The sequence below is a fragment of the Microbacterium sp. AISO3 genome, assembly GCF_002204305.1.
Lineage (GTDB): Bacteria > Actinomycetota > Actinomycetes > Actinomycetales > Microbacteriaceae > Microbacterium > Microbacterium arborescens.
The window spans coordinates 36,802-63,522 of record NZ_NHRF01000013.1; the positions used below are offsets into that span (position 1 = coordinate 36,802).

A 26,721-nucleotide genomic window follows, 5' to 3' on the forward strand; every position below is an offset into this window, starting at 1 on the left:
CCGCCGCGTCAGGGCAGGGTGTACGTGAGCGTGAGAGTCGGGCGCTGGCTCGCCGAGGTCGCCTCCCGCGAGAAGATCCGAAGATTATCCGCTGAGGTGGTCGAGAGCCGGAGCGTGACAGCCTGCCCGAGGAGCGGGGCGAGCTGCTCGACGGCGAGTGGCACGGTGTACGCGGTGTTGGTGGCGGACGCCCCCGACAGCGTTCCGATGGGCCCCGTCCCGCGGATCGCAGTCGGTCGATTGTTCCAGGTCAGCGTCGCCTCGTCCCAGGTGCCGTCCATCAGATGCACGTCGTGCGCCCCGGTGCTTCCCGCCGAAGGGTCGGTCGAGGTCCGCACGCCGAACGTGGCCGAGACGAGCGTCGCGCCCGGAGGGAGGGTGGGCAGCGAGAGCCGGAGAAAGCTCTGCTGGCCGACATCACCCCGCGAGACGAGCTGGTTCGAGGTCGCATAGTTCTGCGCCGGCGCGTTGGCGTATCCGGCGGCGTCCGCGTCGACCGCGACCGTCGCCGTCGCCGTCTGCACCGCGGGCACGACCGTCGCCGAGACCGCTGCCGATGCCGCGCTGACGTTTCCCGCGGCGTCGCGGGCGGCCACGCGGTACCAGTACGTTCCGGATGCCAGTCCGGCATCGGTGTGACTCGTGGTCGTCACGGTGGCGATCCGGACGGACGGGTCGGCGGCGAAGTCGGCGCTGGCGCCGCGGTAGAGCTCGTAGCCGGATACCCCGACGTCGTCGCTGCTCGCCGGCCACGAGAGCTGGGCTGAGCCACCGCTGACCGTCACGGCCGGTGTCCCCGGCATGGACGGCGCCGTCGTGTCGGGCGCGGTCACGGTGACCGTCACCTCGCTCGACACGGGACCGGCGTTGCCGGCGGCGTCGAACGCAACGACCCGGTACACATAGGTGCCCGGCTCGAGCGGGCCGTCCTGAGCGGTCGTCCCGGCCGTCTGCGCCACCCGGTTGCCGGCCGACACCGCGAACCCGGGCGTCGTGCTGCGGTGGACGTCGTAGCGGACGACTCCGCGGTCATCCGTCGCGGCGGTCCACGAGAGGCCGACCGCCGATCCCGTCGCGTTCGCCTGCACGCCCGTGGGCGCGGTCGGAGCCGCCGTGTCCGGGGCCGACAGCGGTGTGAACTCGAGCACGATCACCGGACGGTACGAGCTGTTCGCCGCCTCCGACGACCACAGCCGCAGGTTGTCGGCACCCGTGCCCGTCATCCGCAGCGTCGCGTTCTGTCCGAGCAGCGGCCGCAGCGATGCCGTCGAGAGATCGACGCTGTAGGCCGTGTTGACGGCGGGCGCCTGTCCGAGGCGCCCCGCCGCGGTTCCCGGCGTGGTGGGACGCGAGTTCCACGTGACCGTCGATTCGTTCCAGGCGTCTCCGATGACTGCGAAATCGGTCGGCTCGACGGTGCCCGCAGACGGGTCCGTCGAGGTACGGAGCTTCAGTGTCACGCGCGTCAGCGCCGTGCCGTTCGGAGCCGTCGGCAGCGGGGCCGACAGCAGCGACTCGATCTGGCTGGTGCCGCCTCGGCTGGAGAGCTGCGTGCTCGCGCCATAGTTCGTGCCGGGCACGCCCTGCACCACCATCGCGTCCTCGGCCACCGGGACCGTGACCACGACCGGCTCGACCGACTCGATCGTGACCGCGACGGATGCCGCGGCACCGACGTTGCCGGCGGCGTCGACCGCCGTGATCTTGTAGTGGTAGACGCCGGGCGCGAGGCCCGCGTCGTCGAACTTCAGGTCGGTGACCTCGGCGACGCGGTTGGTGTCGTCGGCGACGAAGGCCGCGTCGGAGCCGCGATGCACGCGGTATCCGGTGACGCCGCGGTCATCCGTGGCCGCGGTCCACCGCACCTGCACCGTGCCGTCGACCAGGGCGGCCGTGGCGGTGGCAGGCGCCGAAGGCGGCGTCGTGTCGGGCGCGGCCACCGTCGCCGGGAGCGAGGCCGGCGAGGCCGCGCTGACGTTGCCGGCCGCGTCGGATGCGGTCACGCGGTAGTAGTACGTGCCGGGCTCCGGCGCCGGGTCGGTGAACCCGGTGGTCGCCGTTGCGCCGACGACGTTCGCGGCGTTCGCCGTGAAGTCCGCCGTCGGGCCGCGGTGGACGGTGTAGCCCGTGACCGCGACGTCGTCGGCGACCGCGTCCCACGTCACCGAGATCCCGTCGGCGGCGACCGTCGCGACCGGGGCTGCGGGCGCCTGCGGAGCCGTCGTGTCGGGGAGGTCGACCTGCGCGGCGTCCGTCGCGGGTCCGACGTTGCCTGCGGCGTCGACCGCGACCACACGGTAGTACCGCGTACCGGGCACCTGCGCCGTGTCGACGAATACGGTCGTCGCTGTCGACCCGAGCCGCGTGTCCTCGCCGAGGGCGAAATCGGCCGTCGCGCCGCGGTAGACCGTGTACGACGTCACCGCGTGGTCGTCGGTCGCGGCCGTCCACGACAGGTGCACGCCGTCGGCGAGGGCCTGCGCGGACAGCGCCGTCGGCGCGGTCGGCGGGGTGGTGTCGGCGATTCCGATCGCGTGGTGGCGGGCCACCGTCGCCGCGTCGAGCGTCGTCGGGTAGATCGCGAACTCGTCGAGCTCGCCGTCGAAGTAGAACGACTGGGGCTGGCCGGGCCAGCCGCCGAGGTTGCCGCCGCCGATGCGCCAGTAGCCCTCGCCGGTCTCGGCGCCCGTCTGTCCGTTCGCGGCCACGAGCTCGCCGTCGACATAGAGCTTGCGTCCCGTCTCGTCGATGACGGCGACGGCGTGGTGCCAGAGGTTGTCGTTGTACGACTTCGAGGACTCGACCGTCGCGACATAACCGGGGTACGAGCCCCAGATGAGGCGCCCGTCGTTCGTCATGTACAGCTGCTTGTCGTAGTTCCATCCGTTGCCGGTCGGGACGTTCTCGAACCCGAACAGCTTGCCGCCCGCGGTCGTGTCAGTGCGGAACCAGATCTCGCCCGAGGTGGTCGGCGAGGGAGCGGTCGGCTGAGCCAGCGCTACGGTGCCGGAGTCGTTGCCCGGGAGCGCGACCGATCCGCTGCCGGGGACCGCACCCGAGGGCTGCCTCTGCGCCCCGGAGTTGTAGGCGCCGGGGCTCGTGCCGAACAGCGACGAGTCGTCCGCCACAGCTCCGGCGTCGTCGAAGCGCCAGTAGAGAGAGGGCTCGGATCCGAAGACGGCGGCCCCGTATGCGTCCGCCGGCGCCGCGTTCAGGTCGAGCGTGCGTCCCGAGGCCTGATAGTGCGCCGCGACGCGGGCGGGCGCAAGGGCGCTCGGGTAGATCGCCACCTCGTCGATGAGCCCGCCGAAGAAGTTGCTGGAAGGCTGCCCCGGCCATCCTCCCAGCTGGTCGCCACCCACTCGCCACACGCCCCAGTACGACTGTTGGTCGCGGTTGCTGTTGGATCCGACGCGGAGGCCGTCGACGTAGAGCGCCATGCCGCTCGCTCCCTGGGTCGCGACGATGTGGTGCCACTGACCGTCGTTGAGCGGCTGCGGGCTGGTGACGGTCGACGCGCTCCCGATCCAGACGCCGAAGGTGACGCGCCCGTCGTTCTGCATGTAGACGTGGCGGTCGTACGAGCCGCTGAGGTTCGAGATGTTGGAGCCGGTGCGGGGACGGCCGTTGCCGAAGCCGACGATCTTGCCGCCCGCGGTCGTCGTCGTGTTGATCCACGCCTCCACGGTGTACGTCGAGGGCCCGAGCCGCAGCTGATCGGTGATGGCGTAGTCATCGACGCCGTCGAACTTCAGCGAGCCGCCCGCGGCGGGCACCGCACCGTCGGTCGAGACGGTGGCCCCGTCCATCAGGATCGCCGGGACCGCATCGGTGCGGGTCTGCGCGGCCCCTGAGTCGTGAACCCAGGTGCTGTTGGCTGCGCCGGACCACAGGCTCACCGGCCCGTCGGCGCGCACGGCGGCGGGATAGTCGGCACCGGCCGCGCGAGCCGTGGCACTGACAGCGGCGGAGCGGGCCGAGGTGTTGGTGCCGTCACTGGCGGTGACGCGGTACGAGTAGCTCGCACCCGGCGTCACGTTCGTGTCGACGAAGGTGACCTGCGGGCGCTCCCACCACAGCGATTTGCCGGTGCCGCTCCAGATCGGATCCGTCGCGTTGCCACGGTAGACGCTGTAGGTCAGGTGGCTGTCGTCGGCGTCCACCACCGTGCGGAAGCGCACCTGGATGGTGCCGTCGCTCGTGGCCTGCGCGCTGGCCACGGGCGTGGGCGGAGCACCGGTGTCCTGCGGGCCGAACCGGGTGAGCCCCTGCTGGGCGTGGCCGTTGATGGTGGTGAAGTCACCGCCGGACCAGAGGTAGCGCTGCCCGCTCGCGTTGCCGGTGGCGACGGCGAGGGCGCGCGGCCCGATGCCCTCGCCGATGCCGTCGTTGCCGAGCGGGAGCCAGCCGAGCACCTCCATCGAGTCGGGGTTCTGCGCCATGAAATACCGACGGATGCCGTCGTTGAAGGCGTTGATCCCGCTGCAGTCGTGCGCGTGGCTGGCCGAGTACAGCGTGCCCTGGTACATCACGAGCGACTGGGTCGCGCCGAGGCACGTGTCGCGCCAGACCTGGTCACCCGTGGCCCAGGAGAAGGCCGCCTTGCCGTCGAACACCCCGCCGCCCGTGCCCTCGTTGCCGATGTAGAAGCGTCCGTCCCCGCCGTCGATGATGGTCTTGGTGACCGACGTGTCGGGGATGAAGCCCGGCCCGTAGGTGCGCAGCACATCACCGCCGCTGCCGTCGGCGATGCTCGCGCCGCTGACGATCGCGATCGAGTGCGAGTACTGACCGTTGATGGAGAAGAGGTCGCCGCCGACGACCACCTTCGCGCCGTCGGGCGACACGGCGATGGCGCGGCCCTCGTTGACCTGCGGCGGCAGATCGGTGCGGCCGCGCACCGCGTTGGCGGTCCACGGCAGCAGCGAACCGCTCGTGGCGTCGAAAGCAGCGAAGGCCTGACGGGTCTGGCCGCCCACGGTCGTGAAGAGCCCGCCGGCGTAGAGCACGTTGCCGTGCAGCGCGAGTGCGGTCACCGTCGAGCCGGGCAGCGGCGCCCGGAAGGGGGCGACCGTGCACGCTTGCACGTCGAGCACCGCGATCCGGGCGACGTTGACGCCGCCCACGGTGGAGAAGTTGCCGGCGATGTAGACACGCGACTGATCGGCGCTGACCGTGATGGCCCGCACCGTCGGGGTACCGCCGCTGAGTGTGACGCCGAACTGGCATGCGTCGGGCTCACCGGTCTCGGCATCGAGGATGACGAGGGCGTTGCGCGCTCGAGCCGCATCTGATCGGCCGGCCGGCGGGCGGATCTGCGAGAAGGTGCCACCGGCGACGACTTTGCCGCCGGCCGCACCCAGCGCGTAGACGGTGCCGTTGGTCTGCCAGGTCGACTGATCGTCGGCGGCGAATGAGACTCCGGGCGAAAGAGCGGATGCCGGCGCGGAGACCCCGGCGACCCCCGCCCCGATGATGAGAGCCATGACGACAGCGGCGACGGCCGCGATGCGTGTACGCACGAGTTTTCCCCAATTTTGCGCGCCCTCGCGGACGCTCCCCAAGACGCGCGGCCCCCGCCGCACGTCGTTCCCCCAAGCCCGGATCGATGCCCCAGCACCAGTCCGACTTCGTGCATCGTACACTGTGGCTCAGGGGACGCATAGGTCGGATTCCGCCGACCGGCGCGATGGGGGAGACAATGCGATTCGGCGACGCTTGGGGAAGCCTGCGACAGGCTCAGAAGGGCAAGCGAGGCGTCTCGCTGTACTCGCGGTGGGTCAATCGGCCGCTCGGGCGGGTCTTCGCCGCCGCGGCGGCCTCGGCGGGGATCGGCCCGAACGCGGTGACGGCGGTCTCCGCGCTGGCGACCGTGGCCGGCCTCGTCGTCATCGGGGCCGTGCCTGCCACGGTCGCGAGCGGCGTCGCCGCTTCGGCGCTGCTGGTCGTCGGCTTCGCGCTGGATGCCGCAGACGGCCAGGTCGCCCGCCTCACGGGCGCATCGTCGCGCGCCGGTGAGTGGCTCGACCACGTCGTCGATGCGGGGAAGATGGTCGGCGTGCATGCGGCCGTGCTCATCGGTTTCACCGCGGGCGGTCGCTCCGGCGGCGCGTGGATGCTCCTGCCGCTCGCGTACGCGCTGGTGTCGGTCGTGCTCTTCTCGGGTCTGACGCTCTACGCACTGCTGGCACCGCGCTCGAGCGCCGCACCACCGCCGTCGACGCTCCGAGCCGTGCTCCTCCTGCCCGCCGACTACGGCGTCCTCGCCGTCGCATTCGTCCTGTGGGGAACGCCCGAGGTCTTCGTCATCGTCTATGCGGCACTGCTGCTGGCCACCGCCGGTGTCACGGTGCTGCTCACTCGCAAATGGTTCCGCTCGCTGTCTGCGCCGATCGACGCCGTCTCGCCACGGACGTTCTAGACCCGAGGCTCATCAGCGCAGCGCCGCGATGACTGCCCGTGCGATCGCCTCGTGCCCTGCGTCGCTCGGATGCACCCCGTCGGGCGCCAGCAGACCGTCGCCGCCCGCCAAGGGCTGACCGATGTCGAGCCAGGTGGCCCCGACTCGCTGCGCGTCGGCGTGTACGAGCTCCGACAGCTGCTGCACGCCCTCCGGCGCGTCGTCATGCCACAGCACGTCGGTGACGTAGACGCGACTCTCCGGGTAGACGGCCGCGACCGTGTCGAAGAACGCGGCGACCTCGGCATCCACCGGGGACCCGCCGACGTCGTTGCGTCCGCCGGACACCACAACGATGTCGGGCACGAGGGCCGCGCCCTCGCGAGCCATCTCGCCGAAGGTGGGACACTCGTCCCGGCCGCACGCCGCTGGCGCGCCCTCGCCTGTCACCCGCGCGCCGTAGCCCGTACCGCCACGCGCGAGGTTGCGCACCCGCCAGCCCTCGGCTTCGCCGACGAGACTCGCCCACCCGAGCGACTTGTCGGACGCTCCGGTACCGGCAGTGTACGAATCCCCGAGGAACACCACGATCGGATCAGGAGCGCCGTCAACGGCCGAGCTCGGCCGCAGCGCGGCGCCGCCGGCGAGCACGCCGCCGATCGCCAGCGCTGAGAGGGCGACAGCCCATACAGGCATCCCTCCCCAGTCGGCCGACCACCAGCGTGCGCCGCCGCGCCCCACGCGCCGGGTGGAGCTCATCGTCCGGTCACGATCTCGTCGGTCGCCGGGATCCACACGTCGTGGGTCGAGGTCTCGTCCCGGTCGAACCAAGCGCCCGACACGGCGCCGCGGAGGGTGGCCGGCACGCCCGCCCACAGCCCCGCGTCGGGTACGCCGCGGGCACGCGTGAGGACCGATCCCGCGCCGAGAACGGATCTCGGCGGAAGCACGGCGCCGCCGAGAATCAGCACGCGTGTGCCGACGAACGACCGTTCTCCGATGGTGACCGGGAACGCGGCCTGAGCATTGCGCCGCAGGTCCACGCTGTGCGACATCACCCGGCTCTGGTGTCCGGCGAGCGAGGCGAAGGCTCCGAGCGTCAGCGACCCGGAGCAGTCGAGCTGGTGGCGGCTGGTGATCTTCGCGTGATCACCCAGCACGAGGCGCCCCCCGCCGGGCAGATGCCGGATGAAGACGGGGTGCGACGAGACGAGGTTCCAGCGACCGAGCATCGCATCACGTCCCAGCCGGATCTCGCTCATGTTCTTCACCACGTTCGCCGAACCGAACGAGGCCCCCGGCCCGAGTTCGAATGACGCGACGCGCCACACGATGCTCGCCCGTGCCCGCGCAGTGGCGTGGATGCGGTGACCGGCGCGGCGCAGGAGCGCATTCTTCAGAGGGCTCGCAGGCAGCAGCCACAGCGCGAGCCTCAACAGGTCGCGAACCTTGTCAGGCATCGATCTCCTCCCGGATGACGGTTCTGTTGGATCGGATGGTGCGCGAGGCCGCACCCGCTTCGACGGCGCCGCGGGTGACGAGCCCCACCACGACAGCCCCGAGAGCGCCCGGCGCGGCCCACAGGATGGCGCCGAGGGCGACGAGCGGGACGACGACGACGGTGCTGACGAGCGTGGCCTGCGCGCCGATGCGCAGGCGTCCGAGCGATGGCAGCAGCGCCTTGGCGACGAGCGACTCGAAGAAGTTGACCGCGACGAAGAGCCCCATGAGGACGATGGCCACCGGCACGACCTCGATCTCGCCGTTGCCGAGCCAGCCCAGCGCCGCACCCCCCGCTATCACGACCGCGAGGCCGATCGCCAGCGACATCCCGCCGCCGACGAGCAGGACGCTCCGTGCCCGCGCGGCGCTCTCGGCCCCGTCCCGCCGGGGCACCCACCCCTGGGCGACCGTGATGACCGGCTGCAAGGCGACGCCGACCTGCCGCTGGAACTTGTCGACGAGAGCGAAGACCGGTTGTGCCGCCGGGGCGACGATCGATACGACGACGACCGGAAGGGCGATGTAGACGGCTGATCCGAGCGCCGACCCCATGCCGTGACGCTGATCGGCCAGGATTCGCAGCAGTCTCGCGGGACGCGGCGCGGATGCGCGGTGGTGTCGAGATGACACGAGGATGCATGCGGTCGAGCATCCGAACGCGGCGATCATGCCGCCGAGCATGCCCGCCAGCCCCGCCGCGGCTCCCCCGCCGCCGAGCATCAGGACGATGCCGACGCCGGTACCCGCGACGCGCGGCAGCGTTTCGGCGAGCAGGAGCGAGAACGGGGCCCCGCGTCCGACGAAGTACCAGTTGGCCGACACACCGGCTGCCGCCGCCGTCACGGCTCCGAGCGCCGCCAGGCCCGACGACTGCGGTGCGATCGCGGCTGCGGCGAGGCTGGTCGCCAGGACGATCGGGACGAAGAGGGCGAGCCGGGCCCGGACCGACTCGATGTACGCCGTGCGGCGCGACGGCTCGTCGGCGACGGCGATGCGGGCCGGGCCCGAGACACCCCAGCCGAATCCGATCGCGGCGGCGGCGATGGCCCCCACGGCTTGTCCGAGCGCGATCGCACCCCAACCGCGATCGCCCTCTGCCGCGATCATCACCGGAATGGCCGCCAACGACGCGATCGCCAGCAGCCCGATGGACAGGGCGAAACCCGACATCCTGCCGAGCCCGCCCGAGAGACGACGCAGTCGCCGCCGCACGTCGGACATTCCCCCGATACCCCCGAATCCGAGCCGCGTCCCCACGCCTGCCCGTTCGGAGGAGACCGTACCGCATCGGCCCCGCATCTGTCTCCAACCGATCCCGCAGCCGTGTGTACGATGAGGCGCCATGGGGGAACGGCGACGGCTGGCGGGCTTCAGCGGCAGGGGATACGACAAGGGCCGAGGGCCCGTCTGGCAGGCGGCGTGGCAGCTCGCATCGGCGATCGCGGTGATGCCGTGGTTCGTGCCGGTGCCGGTGCGGATCGCGGTGCTGCGCGCTTTCGGCGCTCGCATCGGACGCGGCGTGAATCTGCGGTCTGGCGTGCGCGTCCACTGGCCGTGGAAGCTCGAGATCGGCGACGACACCTGGGTCGGCGAGCGCGTCTGGATCCTGAACCTCGAGCCGGTCACGATCGGCAACGACGTGTGCATCTCGCAGGGCGCCCTGCTGTGCACCGGCAGCCACGACCGCCGATCCCCCACCTTCGAGTTCGACAACGCGCCGATCGTCGTCGAGGACGGCGCCTGGGTGGCCGCACGGGCGACGGTGCTGCGGGGGGTCCGGGTAGGCGCCGACGCCGTGATCGGAGCGACCGCTCTCGCGGTTCGCGACGTGCCCGCCGGGGCGACGGTGCTCGCCCCCGCCGCGATCGTGCGATCGTGAAGGTTCTCGGCGTCGTCACTCTCGTCAGCCCGCACGGCGAGTACGGCGGGCCGGTGCGGGTCGCACTCAACCAGCTCGCAGCGTTGCGGGATCTGGGCCACGACGTGGTCATTGCGGGAGCAGCACGCGGGTACGACTCGCTCCCCTCGGACGTCGACGGCATCCCCGCCCGCTTGTTCCCCGCCCGCACGCTGATCCCGGGCATCGGGTTCGCGGGCATCGGGTCACCCGCGCTGCTGCGCTCGCTGCGGCGCCACGTCGGTGAGTTCGACATCGTGCATGTGCACGCTGCGCGTGATCTCGTCACCCTGCCCGCGGCCCGCGTCGCCGGTGCACGCGGGGTCGCCACGGTGCTGCAGACGCACGGGATGATCGACGAGTCGGCGAATGCGCTCGCGATCCCCTTCGACGCAGCGCTGACTCGTCCGGCGCTTGCTTCGGCTCGCGCCGTGACCTACCTGACCGCCCGGGAACGCGCGTCCCTCGAAACCATCAGCCGAGGACGTGCGCGGCTGGTGGAGCTGCCCAACGGCGTTCCGGAGGCACCCGCAGCCTCCCCGACGGGACGCGAGCTGCTCTACCTCGCCCGGCTCGCCGCTCGCAAGCGGCCGGTGCAGTTCGTGGAGGCCGCTGCACGGCTGGCGCCGGAGTTCCCCGACGCCCGCTTCCGCCTCGTCGGCCCCGACGAGGGCGAGGGCGACGCCGTCCGTGCCGCGATCGAAGCCTCGGGACACGGCGAGCGCATTCGCTGGGAGGGCGCGTTGGAGCCCGCCCGCACCGGAGAGCGGATGCGGCGGGCCAGCGGCTACGTGCTCCCGGCGGTCGACGAGCCCTATCCGATGTCGGTCCTCGAGGCGATGTCGGCGGGTCTGCCGGTCGTCGTCACGGACACGTGCGGGCTCGCGGCCGCCGTACGAGACGCCGAGGCGGGGTTCGTCACCGACGGCGGCTTCTCCTCTCTGGTCACGGCGATGCGCCGGCTGCTCGCTGACCCGGCGGATGCGCACCGGCGCGGACAGCGCGGCCGGATGATGACGCGCGAGCGGTTCACGATGCCGGCGATCGCGGAGAGGCTCGTCGAGCTCTATGCGCGGTGACGCGCGCTTGTGGTGAGGAGCTCGGCGTCCCTATACTCGCACCACCGTCGATTTGGGGATCGGCACGCGCCGAGCGGAGGGGTCCGCTCGGGTCGCGCGACGGGGCTGCAGCGCCGAGGCTTTGGGGGAGAACGCTCATGAAGCGTGCATTCATCACCGGTATCACGGGCCAGGACGGCTCCTATCTCGCCGAGCTTCTGCTCGCGAAGGGCTATGAGGTCCACGGCCTGGTCCGCCGGGCGTCGACGTTCAACACATCGCGAATCGACCACCTGTACGTCGACCCGCACGAGGTGGGGGCACGGCTGTTCCTCCACTACGGCGATCTCAGCGACGGCGTTCGGATGACGACTCTGCTCGCGCAGATCCAGCCCGACGAGGTCTACAACCTCGGCGCTCAGTCGCACGTGCGGGTCTCGTTCGACGAGCCCGAGCACACCGCCGACACCACCGGCACCGGTTCGGTGAGGCTTCTGGATGCCGTCCGCATGTCGGGTGTGCAGACCCGCTTCTACCAGGCGTCGTCCTCCGAACTGTACGGGGCCACTCCCCCGCCGCAGAGCGAGACCACGCCCTTCTACCCGCGCTCGCCCTATGCCGCCGCGAAGCTGTACAGCTACTGGATCACGAAGAACTACCGCGAGGCGTACGACATGTTCGCCGTCAACGGCATCCTCTTCAACCACGAGTCGCCACGCCGCGGCGAGACATTCGTGACGCGCAAGATCACCCGTGCCGTCGCGGCGATCAAGCTCGGTGTCCAGGACCACGTGTACCTCGGCAACATCGACGCGGTCCGCGACTGGGGATATGCCGCCGAGTACGTCGAGGGGATGTGGCGGATGCTGCAGGCCGACGAGCCCGAGGACTTCGTGCTCGCGACCGGCATCGGCATCACCGTGCGTGATTTCCTCGAGGCCGCCTTCGCCCACGCCGGTCTCGACTGGCGACGCCATGTCCGCTTCGACGAGCGCTACCTGCGTCCGACCGAGGTCGACGCACTGATCGGCGACCCGAGCAAGGCCGAGGAGAAGCTCGGCTGGAAGGCCACGGTCGGCCCGCTCGAGCTGGCGCGGATCATGGTGGACGCCGACATCCGGGCCCTCGAGTTCGCGGGCCGGCCGTGGATCGACACGGTCGCCCTCTCGGGATGGGCAGCGTGATCGACGAGGGCTCGTTCGCACCTCGCCGCCTGGATCGTCATGCGACGTTCTTCGTCGCAGGGCATCGAGGTCTGGCCGGCAGCGCGGTGGTCCGTCGTCTCGAGGCCGAGGGTTTCGATCGGATCCTGACCCGCGCCTCGTCCGACCTCGATCTGACCGAACGCGGCGACGTCTTCCGCTTCTTCCGCACGCACCGCCCGCGCTACGTCGTCCTGGCGGCGGCGAAGGTGGGCGGCATCCTCGCCAACAGCACGTACCCGGTCGACTTCCTAAGCGTCAATCTCCGGATTCAGTCCAACGTGATGGACGCGGCGTGCGAGACGGGAGTCGAGCGGCTGGTGTTCCTCGGATCGTCGTGCATCTACCCGAAGCTCGCTCCGCAGCCGCTCCGCGAGGACAGCCTGCTCACGGGCCATCTGGAGCCGACCAACGATGCCTACGCCATCGCGAAGATCGCCGGCATCCTGAATGTCCAGGCCGTGCGCAGACAGTACGGGCTCCCCTGGATCTCGGTCATGCCCACGAACCTCTACGGCCCGAACGACAACTTCTCGCCGCTCGGGTCGCACGTCCTGCCCGCGCTCATCCGCCGCTACGACGAGGCAGCCGCCGCCGGCAGCCCGCTGGTGACCAATTGGGGGTCGGGCACGCCGCGGCGGGAGTTCATGCACGCGGACGACCTCGCCTCGGCGATCGTGCACCTGATGGAGCACTACGACGGCGCATCGCACGTCAACATCGGCACGGGCCAGGACACGACGATCCGCGAGGTCGCCGAGCAGATCGCGCACATCACGGGCTACCACGGCGAGACGCGCTGGGACACGACGAAGCCCGACGGCACGCCGCAGAAGCTGCTGGACATCTCGCTGCTGCGTTCGACCGGATGGGCGCCGAGCGTCGGACTACGCGGGGGCCTGGCCCGCACGGTCGCCTGGTACCGCCGCAGCCACGCCGAGCTCCGCGCCGCCTGACTCGTCGCCGGGCGGACGACCACGCCCGGCGACGAGGAGGAGGCACGCGACCATCACCGTCGTCGCACCGGTCGCCTGCAGCAGCGAGCCTCGCATGAGGATGGTCATGTAGACCGGGAGCACCGCACCGACGATGGCCCAGACGCCGCCGGAGGCGAAGGCGGTCGCGATCCTGACGTCCATCGCCCGCAGCAGGATGCCGAGCGCGATGAACACGACCACGACAGCGACGATGCCGCCGTTGACCATCGCCTCGGCCCACATCGGCGCTGAGAGGTTGTCGAAGCTGTACCCGCGATACTCCGCCAGGACGATGCCCGTGTCGGTGGGCTTGTCCGGCCAGACCGCGCGGGGAACCCAGAACAGGATGCTGCCCAGGAACTGTCGCGCCGGCTCGACGAGGCCGTCGAGCCAGTAGGCGAGCGAGTTGGCGACCTGCCAGAAAGCGTCGTAATCGGGATTGCCGAGGTACTCGCCGAAGAAGCTGGTGCGATTCACCCGCACCTCGTCGGTGCGGAACGCGTCGGCGATCGGGAAGAGGAACAGGAAGGCCGCGATCGCGAGCAGCATCGTCAGGCGGGCCCGGGAACGGGTGGCGACGGCGCCGGCGAAGACGGCCAGGGCGACCGCGACGGTTCCGAAGGTGTAACGGGCGCTCGCGATCGGGTTGACGATCAGCAGGAGCACGACCGCGGCGGCGAGAGCCGCGACGGTGAAGCCGACGCGACCCGCTCGGGATCGGGCGACTCGTCGAAGCTGGGCCAGCGCCCCGGTCGCGATGAGCAACGGGTAGACCGACGCGGCGTACATGACGGCGCGGAGAGCCGGGTCCGGCCAGCGCGCCTCACGCGCGGCGAAGGCCGCTTCGCGGCTGCCGAGGGCGGCCGCGGGACCGAGCTGGGCGACGAAGAACGCGCTGATACCGAGCCCGACGACGGCGAGTCCGATCGCTCGGGCCGCGCTCACGGGACGGGAAACGCCCGCCGCTCGCGGCGGACGTACGTGCTGCAGCAGGATCCAGGCGGCGCGAGCGAGCTCGTAGCAGCCGAGGCCCAGCGCGACGATCCCCGCCGTAGGGAGGTCGAACGCCGGATCGATGCCCGGGGTCGTCGTCGAGACGGCGTCGGCACGGATCTGCGCCGTCGGCGCCAGCCCCATGAAGATGTAGGCGAAAACCCAGAAGAAGAAGTCGAACAGGTGAGGACGCCCCGACACCCACGACGCCGAGAGCCGGACGCCGCCGTAGATCATGATCAGCAGCGTGATGATCCACGCCTCGCTGCGTCCCCGGTCAGGGATGTCCGAGACGAGGGCGACCGGCAGCACGATGCTGAGCACACCGATCGACAGCGCGACGAGGGCGATCCGCGCGCCACCGCGCAGCGACGACTCGGCGCCACCGCGGATAACCGCGTCGCCGATGGTTCCGGTCTGCTTCCCCACGAGCCTCCCCCTCGCATATCATGGCAGACGGGGGTCCGCGTGGTCACACGCGGCATATTGGGGCCGCGTCGATTCGTCGACGCGCGAATGGGGGACGCTATGGAGTCCAACCGTGTTCTACGGGTGATCCGATACCACTGGATGACGGTGGTCGTGCTGACGGCGCTCGGCGCCGCGATCGGGCTCGCATACGCCTGGACGGTGCCGCGGGAGTACACCGCGCGAGCCGACGTCTTCGTCGCCGTGACGGGGAGCTCGACGACGGGTGAACTCGCCCAGGGGAGCAACTTCTCTCAGCAGCAGGCACGGAATCTCAGCACCGTCGCGACGCGGGAGATCGTGCTCGCCCCGGTCATCGACGAGCTCGGGCTGCCCGACTCGACCGCCAAGCTGCGTTCCCGAGTATCGACCTCGGTGCCGCTGAACACCTCGATGATCTCGATCTCGGCCGTGGACGCATCCCCGCGCGAAGCGGCGCGCATCGCCAACCTCGTCGCCGCCAAACTCGCCGAGGTCGTGCCGACACTGTCACCCCAGGTCGACGGCACCTCGCCGGTTCGATTGCGCGTCATCGAGAACGCGGTTCCGCCGAACCTCCCCTCCGCTCCGCATATCCCGATGCTCGTCATCCTCGGTGCGCTCGGCGGCCTGGTCGCCGCGGCCGCCGTCGTGCTCCTGCGTCTGGCGTTCGGCACGCGCGTGCGCACCGTCGAGCAGGCTGAAGAGGCGGCGGACGCCGCGATCATCGGTACGGTGAGCACCGATCGCACCGCCGAACGCGCGCCCCTCGCCCTGATGTCGGCCCCGCAGTCGCTGCGCTCCGAGGACTACCGCCGCCTGCGCGGGAATCTGCGTTTCGTGCAGGCATCGCAGGATCACCGCGTCTTCGTCTTCACCTCGTCGGTCCCCAGCGAGGGCAAGAGCACGACCGCCGCGAACGTCGCGGTGGCATTCGCCGCGACCGGCGCGTCGGTCTGTCTCGTCGAGGCGGACCTGCGCCGCCCCAGCCTCGGGCGCATCCTCGATCTCCCGCCCGACCTCGGGTTCACGAGCGTCATCGCGCGGGAGGCGACGCTGGATGACGCGCTGGTCGCCTGGGGCCCGGACCGGCTCCGCGTCCTGCTGGCCGGCCCCGTGCCACCCAACCCGTCGGAGCTGCTCGAGTCCGAGCGCGCACTCGAGTTGCTCGAGAGCCTGCGGTCGGCTCATGACATCGTCATCATCGATGCGCCGCCGGTGCATCCGGTCACCGACGCCGCCGTCCTGGCGCGTGTCTTCGGCGGCGCCGTACTGGTCGTCGGTGCCGGGCGCGCCCGAGAGCGCGACGTGCGCCGCGCCGTTGCGCGCCTGGCATCGGTCGGAGCCACGATCCACGGGGCGGTGCTCAACCTGGCGCGTCCGACGCGAGCCGACCGCCGCAGCTACTCGACGTACTCGATGGTGCCGGAGAGCGGACGAGAGGGACGGGCGGACGGCTCGCGAACGTCGACGCGCAACAGTTCGCGCGAATCGCGCGTGCCGCGCGTCTCCGGAGCCGGTGACGGGAGCCGCCCCGCCGCCGACGGGCTCCGCTCGGAGACGTCGACAGCGGGGCGCCGCTGATCCGTCGTGCAGCGCGTCAGCCGAGGCTGCTGACCCCGTAGTAGCTGAGGTCCTGCACACGCGGCGTGCCGACGACGCGGTACGGCGACGTCAGCGAGATCACCCGCTTGCCGGAACGATCGATGCTCGCCGACACCGCACCCTGTCGCAACGGCACCGTGTAGACCGATCGACCTGCGGGAGCGTCGAATCGCGTGGCGGTGCCTCCCACGGTGACGGTCACAGTGGCGGGCGCGGTCAGATACACCACAGCCTCCACTTCGTCGGTGGGCGTGCTCGACGTGCCGCCGAGAGTGGGGGTGGCCAGCGTGTGACCGAGGCTCGGACGAGCGCCGGCGAACTGCGTACGGTGCACGAGGAATGCCTGATCCTGCGTCACCTTCGGCTCCGCCCCGGCATGGAACCAGTCGAGGTACGGCCGGCTGATGTCGAGGAACGTATCGCCGTGGTCGGCCGACGGCGCGAACTGCGTGCTTTCGCTGTAGTCGTTCCACGTGACGAGCTGCACGTACTGCGCACCGGAATCTATCGCGCGGCGCCATGAGGCCCGCAGGTTGTCGGTGTTGCCCGACTCGGCGAACACGCCCGCGCGCGGACGGTAATCCTGCACCGACACCGGCGCCATCCAGGTCTTCCCGAGAGCCCTGGCACGTGCCGCGTAGTCGGGGCCGTTCGCCGTGTGCCACGGAGTGCGCACACCCCAGTTGCCGTAGCCGTCGGCGATCGCGCGGAAGGCGGACATGTTGGCGTCGGAGGGATTGAGGAAAACGGCTTGGAAGGTGACCTGCACACCGTGCGTGCGCTGCAGTCGTTGGATGATCCGCGACCACCATTCCACGCTCTGCTTCTCGGCGGCGAAGGATGACAGGAGCACCCGGTCTCCGACGCGGAAAGCCGCTTTCGACCGGTAGAGCTCGGCCAGGCGGTCCGCCACGGTCTCGGGGGATACCGCGGCCACCGACGCTGAGGCGTCGACCATCGGCACCACGGCGAAGCCGCCCTGCCGTTCGGCCGCGGTGAAGAGGTTCTTCGTGGCGTCCCAGTTGCTGCCGCTGACGCTCATGATGTTGACGGTGAACCCGTCGATACCGGCGCCCTGAGCCTGAGCGACTTCGCGCCGCAGGTTGTCGACCTTCCAGGACGAGGAGCTCGATGGCGCGACGCCGAGCGGACGGTCGCGCAGGAGCCCGCCGTACTCGGCATGCTTGCCGTTCTCTCCATCGGGGCTCAGATAGTTGCGCGTGTAGTAGTCGGTGTCGGCGGGCCGATTGTCGATCGAGATCGGGTACGGCGGGAAGTAGTGCGCGAACACCATCCGTGCCCCGCTAGCCGGGGCCGGGGCCGGGGCCGGCTTCGGCGTGTACGTCAACCGCAACGAGGGCGCCTTGTCTCCCGTGCGGAAGAACGTGGTCGAGACGCTCTTCTGCCGATAGGCCAGCCGGACCGACAGCTGGCCGTCCTGCGCGACCTGCGCGACGTCGCCGAGAGGCACCGTCACAGACGAGCCGGCACGCGCCGTCGCTGTCGACCCGGCGAGCAGGTCACCCGACTCCGCGGGTCGGGTGGCGTAGGTGAGAGTCGCTCCGGCCCACGAGCCGCGCTCGGCGTACACGTCGACACCGGCCGTCGACGCGGTCGAGTATCTCACCGTCAGAGACAGCGATGCCGAGACGGGACGCGTGGTGTCGACATCGGCCGGCAACGTGAAGCGCGCATAGCTGCGGTCCTGCGTCGAGGTCGCGCTGAGCGGCTGCGTTCCCAGCACGGTCCGGGGCGTGCGCGCCGAGACGGTGGCCGTATCACTCGTGGACAGAGTGACCGTCACCGGGCGCGGCGTCGCCGCTGCGGCGACGTGGCCGCCCGACGCGTGAGCCGCGGTGGTTCCGCCGAGCAGCAGTGCGAGTGTGGACAGGGTCGCGAGAATTGCTCGCCCCGAACGTCGTCGGCGCGAGCTGTGGGGATCTTGATTGTCGGGTTTCATGTCTTCCTCGTGGGTAACAATCACCTTGACGAGCGCTTACCGCCCGCCAAGTCCCTCCCCCAGCAATCTCCACGAGTGTGCCACGAAGCATCGACCGCACCAAATGCCCCGGCGTCTTCCCGAAGCGCAAGGCCATGCGAAGGCAACCGCAACGTTGGCTCAACGTTGCCCGAAGCCCTCGTTTCACACGACGCGACGCAATACTCTGAAGATCGTTCCGAGGCCGACCGGGTCGACATCCGATGAGACCCGCTACTCGGATCCGTTCGCCGGTTTGGGGCCGGCGTGTCGGATAGTCTCACTGTCCGGACGCGATTGGGGAAGAGCGTCCGGACAGTGGACCCCGGCGGCGAATCATACGCCTCCGCCGCGGGCGCGGCAGGCGGTGGGATCGATGGGCCGTCGCGCTCTACGGTGGCCCGATGCAGAGCTACGACTATCTGATCGTCGGCGGCGGGATGGTCGCCGACGCGGCCGCCCGCGGCATCCGCGAACTCGACGAGAGCGGCACGATCGGCATCCTCAGCGCCGACGTCGACGAACCGTACACGCGCCCCGCGCTGACGAAGAAGCTGTGGACCGACCCGGACTTCACCTGGGACCAGGTTCCGCTCGGCACGGCCGACGACACCGGCGCCGAGATCCGGCTGCGGACGCTCGTGACCGCGATCGACCGCGACGGGCGCACGGTCGAGGACGAAGCCGGCGAGCGCATCGGCTACCGCCGGCTGCTCCTCGCCACCGGTTCGCGTCCGCACGAGATCGATGCGCCCGACAGCGACCGGGTGCTCTTCTTCCGCTCAGCCGACGACTACCGCCGGCTGCGCGAGCTCGCCGCCGCGGGTGGGCGCATCGTCGTCGTGGGCGGCGGCTACATCGGCGCCGAGCTCGCGGCTGCGCTCGTGCAGAACGACGTCGCGGTCGACCTCGTCTTCCCGAGCGCTGTGCTCGGCGACGGCACGTTTCCGCCCGAACTGGCCGAGCGCTACCAGGATCTGTTCCGATCGGCTGGCGTCCGGCTGGTCGCGGAACGTCGGGTCGCCGAGGTCGTTGAGGGCGCGTCAGCGGACGACGCTCTGGAAATCCTCCTCGACGACGGGTCGCGCCTGCGCGGCGACGCGATCGTGCTCGGGCTCGGCGTCTCGCCCGTGACGGACCTCGCCGAAGCCGCCGGTCTCACCGTCGCCGACGGCGTCGTGGTCGACGAGCTGATGGCTACCAGCGATGATGCGATCTGGGCGGCGGGCGACATCGCCTCGTACCCCGACCGCCTGCTCGGCCGCACCCGAGTCGAGCACGTCGACAACGCCCAGGAGATGGGCCGCGCGGCCGGGCGGGCGATGGCGGGCAGCGGCGAGGCCTACCGGCACACCCCGTACTTCTACTCTCAGGTGTTCGGCGTCCGGTGGGAGGCCGTCGGCACCCTCGACCCCGATCTCGACACGCTCATCGTGGACGTCGGCCAGGACGAATCGGGCCCGCGAACGGTGGTGTACTACCGCGACCAGACGGGCGCGCCGGTGGGCGTGCTGCTCTGGAACGTCGCCGGCGCCACGGATGCCGCACGCCTCGTGCTGGCCGAGTCGCCCACCGGCACGGCGGATCTGCGCGGCCGGATCAGCTGAGCGCGAGGCGGTCGGCCACGACGGCCGCGAGCTCGTCGGCGATGGCCCGGGCTTCGTCCTCCGTCGTGGCCTCGACCATGACGCGCACGAGCGGCTCGGTACCGGAGGCACGCAGCAGCACGCGACCGGAATCACCGAGGCGCGCGGTCGCTGCGGCGACGGCATCCTGGACGCCCGTGTCGCTGGCGACACGCTCGCGATCGACCTCGCGGACGTTGACGAGCACCTGCGGATAGACGGTCATGACAGACGCGAGCTCGGCCGCGGTCTTGCCCTGGCGTGCCATCTCGGCAGCGAGGTGGAGCCCGGTCAGCAGACCGTCGCCGGTCGTCGCGTAGCGACTCATGATGACGTGCCCGCTCTGCTCACCGCCCAGACCGAAGCGGCCCTGAGTCATGCGCTCGAGCACGTAGCGGTCGCCGACCGCGGTCTGCTCGACGGTGATGCCGTGCTCGGCCATCGCGCGGTGCAGTCCGAGGTTGCTCATGACCGTCGCGACGAGGGTGCTGAAGGGCAGGCGTCCGCGCTGCTTCATCGCCACCGCGAGGATGGCCATGATCTGGTCGCCGTCGATGACGCGACCCTCAGCGTCGACGGCGAGGCAGCGATCGGCGTCGCCGTCGTGCGCGATGCCGATGTCGGCCCCCGTGCGGATGACCTCGGCGGCCACCCGGTCGAGATGGGTCGACCCGACGCCGTCGTTGATGTTGAGGCCGTCGGGGTCGGCACCGATGACGGTGACCTTCGCGCCGGCGTCGCGGAACGTCTGCGGGGACACCCCGGACGCCGCGCCGTGCGCGCAGTCGATGACGACGTGGATGCCGTCGAGCGTGTGCGGCAGCGAGCCGAGCAGGTGGACGACGTAGCGGTCCTCGGCGTCGGCGAACACCCGGATGCGGCCGACGTCGGCGCCCGTGGGCTGGAGCTTGGGGCCCGTGAGGGCCTCTTCGATTCGGCGTTCGACCTCGTCCGGGAGCTTGACGCCGCCGCGCGCGAAGATCTTGATGCCGTTGTCGGGAGCGGGGTTGTGGGATGCCGACACCATGACCCCGAAGTCCGCGTCGATGTCACCGACGAGGAACGCCGCGGCCGGAGTGGGCAGGACGCCCGCGTCGAGCACGTCGACGCCCGATGAGGCGAGGCCGGCCGCGACGGCCGCCGAGAGGAACTCCCCCGAGACCCGAGGATCGCGCGCCACGACCGCGGTCAGCCGCTTGCCGGCCGCCTTGCGCGCCTCCGCGATGCGGCCCTGGCCCAGGACGACGGCAGTCGCCTGGGCCAGGGTGAGTGCGAGTTCGGCGGTGAGGGGGCCGTTGGCCAGCCCCCGAACACCGTCCGTACCGAACAGCGCCACGGAGCTTAACGCTTCGAGTACTGAGGAGCCTTGCGCGCCTTCTTGAGACCGGCCTTCTTGCGCTCCTTGACGCGCGCGTCGCGCGAGAGGAAGCCGGCCTTCTTCAGAGTCGGGCGGTTGTTCTCGGCGTCGATCTCGTTCAGCGCACGGGCGATGCCCAGGCGCAGCGCACCGGCCTGACCCGAGGGGCCGCCGCCGGAGATGCGCGCGATGACGTCGTACGAGCCGGCGAGCTCGAGCACCGTGAACGGGTCGTTGATGAGCTGCTGGTGCAGCTTGTTCGGGAAGTAGTCCTCGAGGGTGCGCCCGTTGACCGTGATGGTGCCCGAACCGGGGATGAGGCGCACGCGGGCGATGGCCTGCTTGCGGCGGCCCACGGCGGCACCGGGAACCGAGAGGACCGGACGGGGCGCGGCGGCTGCAGCAGCCTCCGAGGCGGGCGTCTCGGTCGAGTAGTTCTGGGGGGTCTCCTCGAGGGAGTCAGCGATCTTCGCCATCAGTGTTTCCTTGAGTGTTTTCGCGGCGCTTACTGGGCGACCTGGTCGAAGGTGTAGGTGGTGGGCTGCTGCGCAGCGTGCGGGTGCTCGGCACCGGCGTAGACCTTGAGCTTCGAGAGCTGCTGGCGGCCCAGGCTGTTCTTCGGGAGCATGCCGCGGATGGCCTTCTCGACCGCGCGGACGGGGTTCTTCTCGAGCAGCTCCTCGTAGGAGACGGCCTTGAGACCACCCGGGTAGCCCGAGTGGCGGTAAGCCATCTTCTTCTGGAGCTTCTGACCGGTCAGCGCCACCTTGTCGGCGTTGACGACGATGACGAAGTCACCGGTGTCGACGTGGGGAGCGAAGGAAGCCTTGTGCTTGCCGCGAAGGAGGACGGCGGCGTGCGAGGCGAGACGGCCGAGGACGACGTCGGTTGCGTCGATGACCAGCCACTCGCGCTGGATCTCGCCAGCCTTGGGGGTGAAAGTGCGCGTCACAGTAGTGCTGCTTTCTTGATTCGAACGGAGGAGTTCGTGAATCCCGCTCCGGGGTGGTTCGTCCGAGACGAACACGCCAGTGGAGGGCTCACGTTCGTGGCGACACGCCTGCGTGGCATGCGCACCAAAGAGACAGCGTACGCTATCGGTCGACGTTATCAAAGCCGCGCCTGTCCCCCCGGGCCGTCCTCGATCTCTCATGCACCCTCGATCGGAGACCCCGGATGCCCCTGTTCGAACCGCAGCGTGCGCGCGCCGGTCGCATCCGGGTGTTCACCCGAGCGCAGCTGCCTTTCGTGATCGGCACGCTCGTCGTGCTCGCCGCTCTCGCCGTCGGCGCGCCGATCTCGCTCTCGTCGCCGCTCGTGGGCGCCGCGGTGGTCCTCGTCATCGTGGCGTCGATGGCCGGCACGCTCGTCCCGTGGGAGCTGTTCTCGTCGTCCTGGCTGATCGCCGTGGCCATGGCTGACATCGTCGCCGTCGCACTCCTGCGCACCGAAGTGGTCTGGCTGCTCCCCGGGGTGAGCATGCTCGCGATCTTCCCGATCCTCTGGATCGCGTACGGCTTCCCACCGGTGGCGTTCACCGCTGCAGTGGGCGGCGCGGCCTTCATGACCTCGCTCCCCTTCCTCGTCCGCGGCAGCTGGCCCGCGACGCCGCTGGAATGGGCTAACGTCTTCACCCTGCCCGGGCTCATCTTGGCCGTGGCCGTCGTCGTCAACATCGCCGCCCAGCATCTGCGTCGCAACGCCCGCCGTCTCCGCGCGTCGCACGAGGAGCGCGCCCGCGCGCTCGCGCAGGCGCACGACAACGAACTCGTCCTGCGCACGGTGCTCGACAACGTTCGCAGCGGCGTCGCGCTGTACGACGATGCCGGCCGCCTCGTCCTGGCGAACCGCACGGCCGAGGACCTGTCGCGGGCGATGGGCTTCGCTCTCGACGAAGCGCCCTACGCCGGCGACGCCGTCCTCGCCGCCGACCGGACCACGCCGGTGCCCCACAGCGAACAGCTCATCCCGCGCGCCCTGCGCGGCGACAGCGTGGGCGAGACCGTCGAATGGGTCGGTCCGATGGCGGAGCAACGCGCCATCCTGGCCGATTCCGACCGGGTACGTCGTACCGACGGCACGCTGCTGGGAACACTCGTCGTCGCCCACGACGTGACCGAGATGGCCGACGCCGCGCAGATCCGTCACGACTTTCTGCGGACGGTGTCGCACGAGCTGCGCACGCCGCTCACGAGCGTGACCGGTTACCTCGACCTCCTCACCGAACGGGTCCGGCCGGAGGATCCGGCCGCGACCCGCTATCTCTCGCTCGTCGAGCGCAACGTCCTCGTGCTGACGGACCGGATCAACGAGCTCCTCGCCGCTGCCTCGACCGACACCGAGGTGTCGCCGCGCCCCGTGACCCTCAGCGACCTGATCGCCTCGGCGGTGCGTGCCGTCACGCCGCAGGCCGAGCGCCGCGGCAGCTCGATCCAGCAGATCGGGGCGACCGACGAGCGCGTCCTGCTCGACCCCGTCCGCATCCGCCAGTCGCTGGAGGAGCTGATGGTGAACGCCGTGAAGTTCAGCCCACCCGCTTCCGCCGTCGTCATCGGCCAGCGCGTGGACGACACGGGCATCCATATCGTCGTCAGCGACAGCGGGCCCGGGCTGACCTCCCTCGAACGGACCCGGGTGTTCGATCCGTTCTACCGCACCGAGTATGCCCGCCAGCACGCGATCCAGGGCTTCGGCATCGGACTCTCCGTCGTGCGCAATGCGGTCGTGGCGCACGGGGGGCGCGTGCGAGTGGGTGCTTCGGCGTCGGGCGGCACCGCAATGGCCATCGTCCTGCCGGCCCCCTCGCCGACGGACTGGGCGCACGACGCCCCGGTGTCAAGTCCGGGCGGGACATTCGTCGCGACAGGAGAATGATCCCGACGCTGAGACTCTCGACAACTCGGCCCGTTCGAGGTGACGACGACGATGAGCCCTTCCCCCTATGACCACGCCCCTGCGGCCGAGGGCGCCTTCGCCGGCGTCGCGACCGACTGGGCGGCGCAGGTGACGTCGGTCGGGATCGTCGAGCTCGACGACGCGGGCGTGGTGCGGTCGTGGAACCCCGGGGCGGAGCGACTGAAGCGGTACGCCGCGGCGGACGTCATCGGCACGTCCTTCACGCGGTTCTACCGGGCCGAGGACCGCGAACGCGGCCGTCCGGAGCGGCTGCTCGCCACCGCACGCGCCGACGGATCGGTCGAGGACACCGGCTGGCGGGTCCGCGGCGACGGCTCGCTCTTCTGGGCGCATGTGCTCATCACGGCCGTCCGCGACGAGGATGGCGCACCCGCGGGGTTCGTCAAGATCGTGCGCGATCTGAGCGAGGCCAAGCGCATCGATGACGAGAAGGACGGCTTCCTCCGCGCGTTCGCCCACGACCTCCTCTCGCCGATCACGGCCCTGCGCGGGTATGTCGATCTGCTCGAGGACGAGATCCCCGAAGCTCAGGCGGGCCTGCTGCAGCACGTCTCACACGTCACCGACCACATCATCGCGATGGTGGGCGAGCTGTCCGCGCACGTACGCGGCGGTCACGGCGACGAGAGCGAGGAGACCGAGCTGCTGGCACTCGCCCGCGAGGCGGCCGAGCTCGTGCTCCCGGGAGACGTCAACGAACGGGTGGATGTGCGCGGCGCCGGGCACGCCTGCGTGTCGACCGATCGCGCCCTGCTGCGCCGCGCGCTCGCGAACATCATCGACAACGCAGCGAAGTACAGCGAGGACGCGATCGTGATCTCGGTGTCGGAGGAGCCGGATGCCGCGGTCGTGGCGGTCGCCGACAGCGGGCGCGGCATCGATCCGGCCGACCTCGCGACGATCTTCGAGCCGTACCGCCGGGGACGGCTCTCCGACCCCGGCGACGGCGGCACCGGCGTCGGACTCGCGAGCGTACGCGACATCGCACGACGACTCGGCGGCGAGGCGTCCATCGAGAGCACCCCGGGGGTCGGGACGACGGTCACCCTGCGCCTGGCGCCCTCACCGTGACGCCGGGAGGACCGTCTCGAGGACGACGTCGCCGCCGTCCTGGAAGACGCGCCGCCCGATGGTCCCGAGGCCACGTCCGGGACGAGGGGCGAGGCGGCCCGGCGAGGCGACCCGCAGCAGCAGCGATCCCGAGCCGGTGATGCGCGCGACCACCTGAGCGCGCCGCGCGCCGGAGTGCTTGACGGCGTTGACGAGCGCTTCGGTGACGACCGAGACGACGCGCTCGGCGGTCTCGGGGTCGCGCAGCCGCATCCGGACGGCGTCGTCGATCCGCTGCGTGACCGCGACGGCCGGCGCCCACGCCTCGATCAGGCGGTCGAGCGATTCGCCCGGCGGCATCCTCTCGTCGGATCCGGCGTGGAGGATCGCGCGGAACGCAGCCTCCGTGCGGCTCCGGAAGTCCGCGACCTCGTCGGGCGTCGGGGCGCGCTCGTCGACGCGGGCCCCGAAGACGACGCACGCACCCTGTGCGCGGCCGTGCAGCACGTCGACACCCCGGCGGACCGGTGCGCTCTCGTCGACCTCGGCCGCCTCACGGGCCACCTCCGCGAGTCCGCCCGCAGCACGACGCTCGTCGGCTCCGGCCCGCGAAAGGGCGTCGCGGCAGAGACCGACCAGCACCGCGACGACGGGGACCGCGAGCACCGGCACGAGCCCGAGCACCCCGATGCGCGGCAGGAAGAGGTAGGTGACGACGCTCATCCCGGCCCCGGCGGCGGTCCAGACGGCCACGAACGCGGCGGGACGCGGGGGACGGGCCCAGCGACGCACGGCGACGCCGGCGACGAGATCGACGAGGATGCCGCCGACGAGACCGGCGAGCCCCACCCCCGCTCCGCCGGCCGCGACGGCGTAGGGGAAACAGGCCAGCGCGTAGAGCGGGGCGACACTGAGCCAGGGCGGGGCGACCAGCCGCATCGACAGCGGCGCGTCCGCGTCGTCCGGCAGGGGCGGCTCGAGCGGTCCGTCGTCGTCGTACGAGCGCAGCAACCGGTCGACGCGGTGGCTCAGTCCGCGGACGTCTTCGGAGAACGCGCGGACGGCCTCGAAGTCGACGGGACCGTCGAGCATCCGCTCACGCGAGCGGCGGAGCATCGCGATGCCGCTCACGAGCGCCTCCCTCGCCTCCGCCGCGATGCGCTGCCGCCGCGCCTCCGCGCTCGCGACCCGCGCGAGGGCGGCGCGCAGCCGGTCGGCGGCGGCACGCGAGGCGGCGTGCCGCGAGGTGATGACCGCGACGATCGACAGCAGCGCGACGGCGGTCACGAGGTTGGTCGCGATGCGCGACGGCATCGGTCCGCTCGGGACGATGCCGAACAGCGCTGAGCTGATCGCGTCGTTGACGAAGGATCGCATCGTCGCCACCACGAGCAGGGCGCCGAGCACCAGCGCGCCGCGGCCGGCGCGCGACGACATACGGCGTTCCGCGACGGCGACCGGCACGAGCAGCGCCGCCAGGACCGCCCACCCGAGGGCGGCCACCGCCGCGCCGCGCAGATAGGCCTCGATGCCGACGCCACCGACGGAGGGCACCGAGAAGATCCCCGCCACCAGCAGCGACACGGCGGCGCTCCAGCGCGTGTAGAAGCCGCCGCCCGAGACTGCGCTCCACCAGGTCGTCATGCGGGCTCCACGCGCTCACGTTACCGGCGGGCCGGCTGATGCCGCAGCCGGGCCCGGCCGAGTTCGCCC

The 26,721-nt window shown here is 71.0% G+C and carries 19 protein-coding genes; 9 read left to right on the top strand and 10 right to left on the bottom strand.

What is annotated here, in order from left to right; translation table 11 throughout:
- Window positions 1-8 precede the first annotated feature (8 nt).
- Entirely contained in the window at window positions 9-5,522 is a 5,514-nt protein-coding gene (locus tag CBF90_RS15140; RefSeq protein ID WP_088380993.1) for a LamG-like jellyroll fold domain-containing protein, read from the bottom strand.
- 179 nt (window positions 5,523-5,701) lie between these two features.
- On the opposite strand from CBF90_RS15140, the gene CBF90_RS15145 reads away from it, so the two are divergent.
- On the top strand, window positions 5,702-6,421 hold the full coding sequence (locus CBF90_RS15145) for a CDP-alcohol phosphatidyltransferase family protein (RefSeq protein ID WP_023954354.1): 720 nt from the start codon (window positions 5,702-5,704) through the stop codon (window positions 6,419-6,421).
- A 12-nt stretch (window positions 6,422-6,433) separates the two neighbouring features.
- Here CBF90_RS15145 and CBF90_RS15150 read toward each other — a convergent pair whose 3' ends face one another.
- The 3 genes from CBF90_RS15150 to CBF90_RS15160 are packed head-to-tail and all read right to left on the bottom strand — an operon-like array spanning window position 6,434 to window position 9,124.
- Entirely contained in the window at window positions 6,434-7,159 is a 726-nt protein-coding gene (locus CBF90_RS15150) for an SGNH/GDSL hydrolase family protein (protein ID WP_023954352.1), read from the bottom strand.
- Entirely contained in the window at window positions 7,156-7,860 is a 705-nt protein-coding gene (locus tag CBF90_RS15155; protein WP_023954350.1) for an isoleucine patch superfamily protein, read from the bottom strand. The genes CBF90_RS15150 and CBF90_RS15155 overlap by 4 nt, the downstream gene beginning before the upstream one ends.
- Window positions 7,853-9,124, bottom strand: a complete 1,272-nt coding sequence (locus CBF90_RS15160) for a hypothetical protein (protein ID WP_023954348.1) — start codon at window positions 9,122-9,124, stop codon at window positions 7,853-7,855. Before CBF90_RS15160 ends, CBF90_RS15155 begins: the two co-directional genes overlap by 8 nt.
- Before the next feature lie 121 nt (window positions 9,125-9,245).
- On the opposite strand from CBF90_RS15160, the gene CBF90_RS15165 reads away from it, so the two are divergent.
- The 4 genes from CBF90_RS15165 to CBF90_RS15180 all read left to right on the top strand — a co-directional run bounded on the left by CBF90_RS15165 (window position 9,246) and on the right by CBF90_RS15180 (window position 13,016).
- A complete protein-coding gene (locus CBF90_RS15165) occupies window positions 9,246-9,782 on the top strand; it encodes a DapH/DapD/GlmU-related protein (RefSeq protein ID WP_023954346.1) in 537 nt (178 codons plus the stop codon).
- Window positions 9,779-10,879: a glycosyltransferase gene (locus CBF90_RS15170; protein WP_088380995.1), complete on the top strand. Its 1,101-nt coding sequence runs from the start codon at window positions 9,779-9,781 to the stop codon at window positions 10,877-10,879. The genes CBF90_RS15165 and CBF90_RS15170 overlap by 4 nt, the downstream gene beginning before the upstream one ends.
- A 137-nt stretch (window positions 10,880-11,016) precedes the next feature.
- On the top strand, window positions 11,017-12,042 hold the full coding sequence (gmd, locus tag CBF90_RS15175; RefSeq protein ID WP_036304794.1) for a GDP-mannose 4,6-dehydratase: 1,026 nt from the start codon (window positions 11,017-11,019) through the stop codon (window positions 12,040-12,042).
- Window positions 12,030-13,016 (top strand): GDP-L-fucose synthase, encoded by a 987-nt coding sequence (locus CBF90_RS15180; RefSeq protein ID WP_071919124.1) that lies wholly within the window; start codon window positions 12,030-12,032, stop codon window positions 13,014-13,016. Before gmd ends, CBF90_RS15180 begins: the two co-directional genes overlap by 13 nt.
- On the opposite strand, the gene CBF90_RS15185 is transcribed toward CBF90_RS15180, so the two are convergent.
- A complete protein-coding gene (locus CBF90_RS15185) occupies window positions 12,948-14,459 on the bottom strand; it encodes a hypothetical protein (RefSeq protein ID WP_023954338.1) in 1,512 nt (503 codons plus the stop codon). The genes CBF90_RS15180 and CBF90_RS15185 overlap by 69 nt on opposite strands.
- A 99-nt stretch (window positions 14,460-14,558) precedes the next feature.
- Here CBF90_RS15185 and CBF90_RS15190 point away from each other — a divergent pair, with 99 nt between their 5' ends.
- Window positions 14,559-16,061, top strand: a complete 1,503-nt coding sequence (locus CBF90_RS15190) for a polysaccharide biosynthesis tyrosine autokinase (RefSeq protein ID WP_023954336.1) — start codon at window positions 14,559-14,561, stop codon at window positions 16,059-16,061.
- Between the two features lie 16 nt (window positions 16,062-16,077).
- Here CBF90_RS15190 and CBF90_RS15195 read toward each other — a convergent pair whose 3' ends face one another.
- Window positions 16,078-18,042 carry an endo-1,3-alpha-glucanase family glycosylhydrolase gene (locus CBF90_RS15195; RefSeq protein ID WP_088380996.1) on the bottom strand — a complete coding sequence of 655 codons (1,965 nt, stop codon included), beginning with the start codon at window positions 18,040-18,042 and terminating at the stop codon, window positions 16,078-16,080.
- 422 nt (window positions 18,043-18,464) lie between these two features.
- Between CBF90_RS15195 and CBF90_RS15200 the strand changes: the two genes are divergently transcribed.
- Complete coding sequence (locus tag CBF90_RS15200; RefSeq protein WP_071919122.1) at window positions 18,465-19,667, top strand: NAD(P)/FAD-dependent oxidoreductase; 1,203 nt, start codon at window positions 18,465-18,467, stop codon at window positions 19,665-19,667.
- Here the strand turns inward: CBF90_RS15200 and glmM are convergent.
- Genes glmM through rplM form a run of 3 tightly spaced genes read right to left on the bottom strand, consistent with a single transcriptional unit; the run spans window position 19,660 to window position 21,994 of the window.
- On the bottom strand, window positions 19,660-21,021 hold the full coding sequence (gene glmM / locus CBF90_RS15205) for a phosphoglucosamine mutase (RefSeq protein ID WP_023954330.1): 1,362 nt from the start codon (window positions 21,019-21,021) through the stop codon (window positions 19,660-19,662). The two genes, CBF90_RS15200 and glmM, sit on opposite strands and share 8 nt — an antisense overlap.
- 5 nt (window positions 21,022-21,026) lie before the next feature.
- On the bottom strand, window positions 21,027-21,518 hold the full coding sequence (rpsI, locus tag CBF90_RS15210; protein ID WP_023954328.1) for a 30S ribosomal protein S9: 492 nt from the start codon (window positions 21,516-21,518) through the stop codon (window positions 21,027-21,029).
- A gap of 29 nt (window positions 21,519-21,547) precedes the next feature.
- A complete protein-coding gene (gene rplM, locus CBF90_RS15215) occupies window positions 21,548-21,994 on the bottom strand; it encodes a 50S ribosomal protein L13 (RefSeq protein WP_023954326.1) in 447 nt (148 codons plus the stop codon).
- A 224-nt stretch (window positions 21,995-22,218) separates the two neighbouring features.
- Between rplM and CBF90_RS15220 the strand changes: the two genes are divergently transcribed.
- Together CBF90_RS15220 and CBF90_RS15225 are read left to right on the top strand one after the other, a co-directional pair.
- The gene (locus CBF90_RS15220; protein ID WP_088380997.1) at window positions 22,219-23,916 is read left to right on the top strand and encodes a cell wall metabolism sensor histidine kinase WalK; all 1,698 of its coding nucleotides are present in this window, start codon (window positions 22,219-22,221) and stop codon (window positions 23,914-23,916) included.
- Window positions 23,917-23,967: 51 nt separating this feature from the next.
- A complete protein-coding gene (locus CBF90_RS15225; protein ID WP_141097183.1) occupies window positions 23,968-25,029 on the top strand; it encodes a HAMP domain-containing sensor histidine kinase in 1,062 nt (353 codons plus the stop codon).
- On the opposite strand, the gene CBF90_RS15230 is transcribed toward CBF90_RS15225, so the two are convergent.
- Complete coding sequence (locus tag CBF90_RS15230; RefSeq protein WP_088380999.1) at window positions 25,021-26,652, bottom strand: hypothetical protein; 1,632 nt, start codon at window positions 26,650-26,652, stop codon at window positions 25,021-25,023. The genes CBF90_RS15225 and CBF90_RS15230 overlap by 9 nt on opposite strands.
- Window positions 26,653-26,721 lie beyond the last annotated feature (69 nt).

Excerpts from the sequence above, each read along its gene's own strand:
- CBF90_RS15145 (WP_023954354.1), top strand. The coding sequence starts at position 5,702 with ATGCGATTCGGCGACGCTTGGGGAAGCCTGCGACAGGCTCAGAAGGGC.
- CBF90_RS15150 (WP_023954352.1), bottom strand. The coding sequence starts at position 7,159 with ATGAGCTCCACCCGGCGCGTGGGGCGCGGCGGCGCACGCTGGTGGTCG.
- CBF90_RS15155 (WP_023954350.1), bottom strand. The coding sequence starts at position 7,860 with ATGCCTGACAAGGTTCGCGACCTGTTGAGGCTCGCGCTGTGGCTGCTG.
- CBF90_RS15160 (WP_023954348.1), bottom strand. The coding sequence starts at position 9,124 with ATGTCCGACGTGCGGCGGCGACTGCGTCGTCTCTCGGGCGGGCTCGGC.
- CBF90_RS15165 (WP_023954346.1), top strand. The coding sequence starts at position 9,246 with ATGGGGGAACGGCGACGGCTGGCGGGCTTCAGCGGCAGGGGATACGAC.
- gmd (WP_036304794.1), top strand. The coding sequence starts at position 11,017 with ATGAAGCGTGCATTCATCACCGGTATCACGGGCCAGGACGGCTCCTAT.
- CBF90_RS15180 (WP_071919124.1), top strand. The coding sequence starts at position 12,030 with ATGGGCAGCGTGATCGACGAGGGCTCGTTCGCACCTCGCCGCCTGGAT.
- CBF90_RS15190 (WP_023954336.1), top strand. The coding sequence starts at position 14,559 with ATGGAGTCCAACCGTGTTCTACGGGTGATCCGATACCACTGGATGACG.
- CBF90_RS15195 (WP_088380996.1), bottom strand. The coding sequence starts at position 18,042 with ATGAAACCCGACAATCAAGATCCCCACAGCTCGCGCCGACGACGTTCG.
- CBF90_RS15200 (WP_071919122.1), top strand. The coding sequence starts at position 18,465 with ATGCAGAGCTACGACTATCTGATCGTCGGCGGCGGGATGGTCGCCGAC.
- rpsI (WP_023954328.1), bottom strand. The coding sequence starts at position 21,518 with ATGGCGAAGATCGCTGACTCCCTCGAGGAGACCCCCCAGAACTACTCG.
- CBF90_RS15220 (WP_088380997.1), top strand. The coding sequence starts at position 22,219 with ATGCCCCTGTTCGAACCGCAGCGTGCGCGCGCCGGTCGCATCCGGGTG.
- CBF90_RS15225 (WP_141097183.1), top strand. The coding sequence starts at position 23,968 with ATGAGCCCTTCCCCCTATGACCACGCCCCTGCGGCCGAGGGCGCCTTC.
- CBF90_RS15230 (WP_088380999.1), bottom strand. The coding sequence starts at position 26,652 with ATGACGACCTGGTGGAGCGCAGTCTCGGGCGGCGGCTTCTACACGCGC.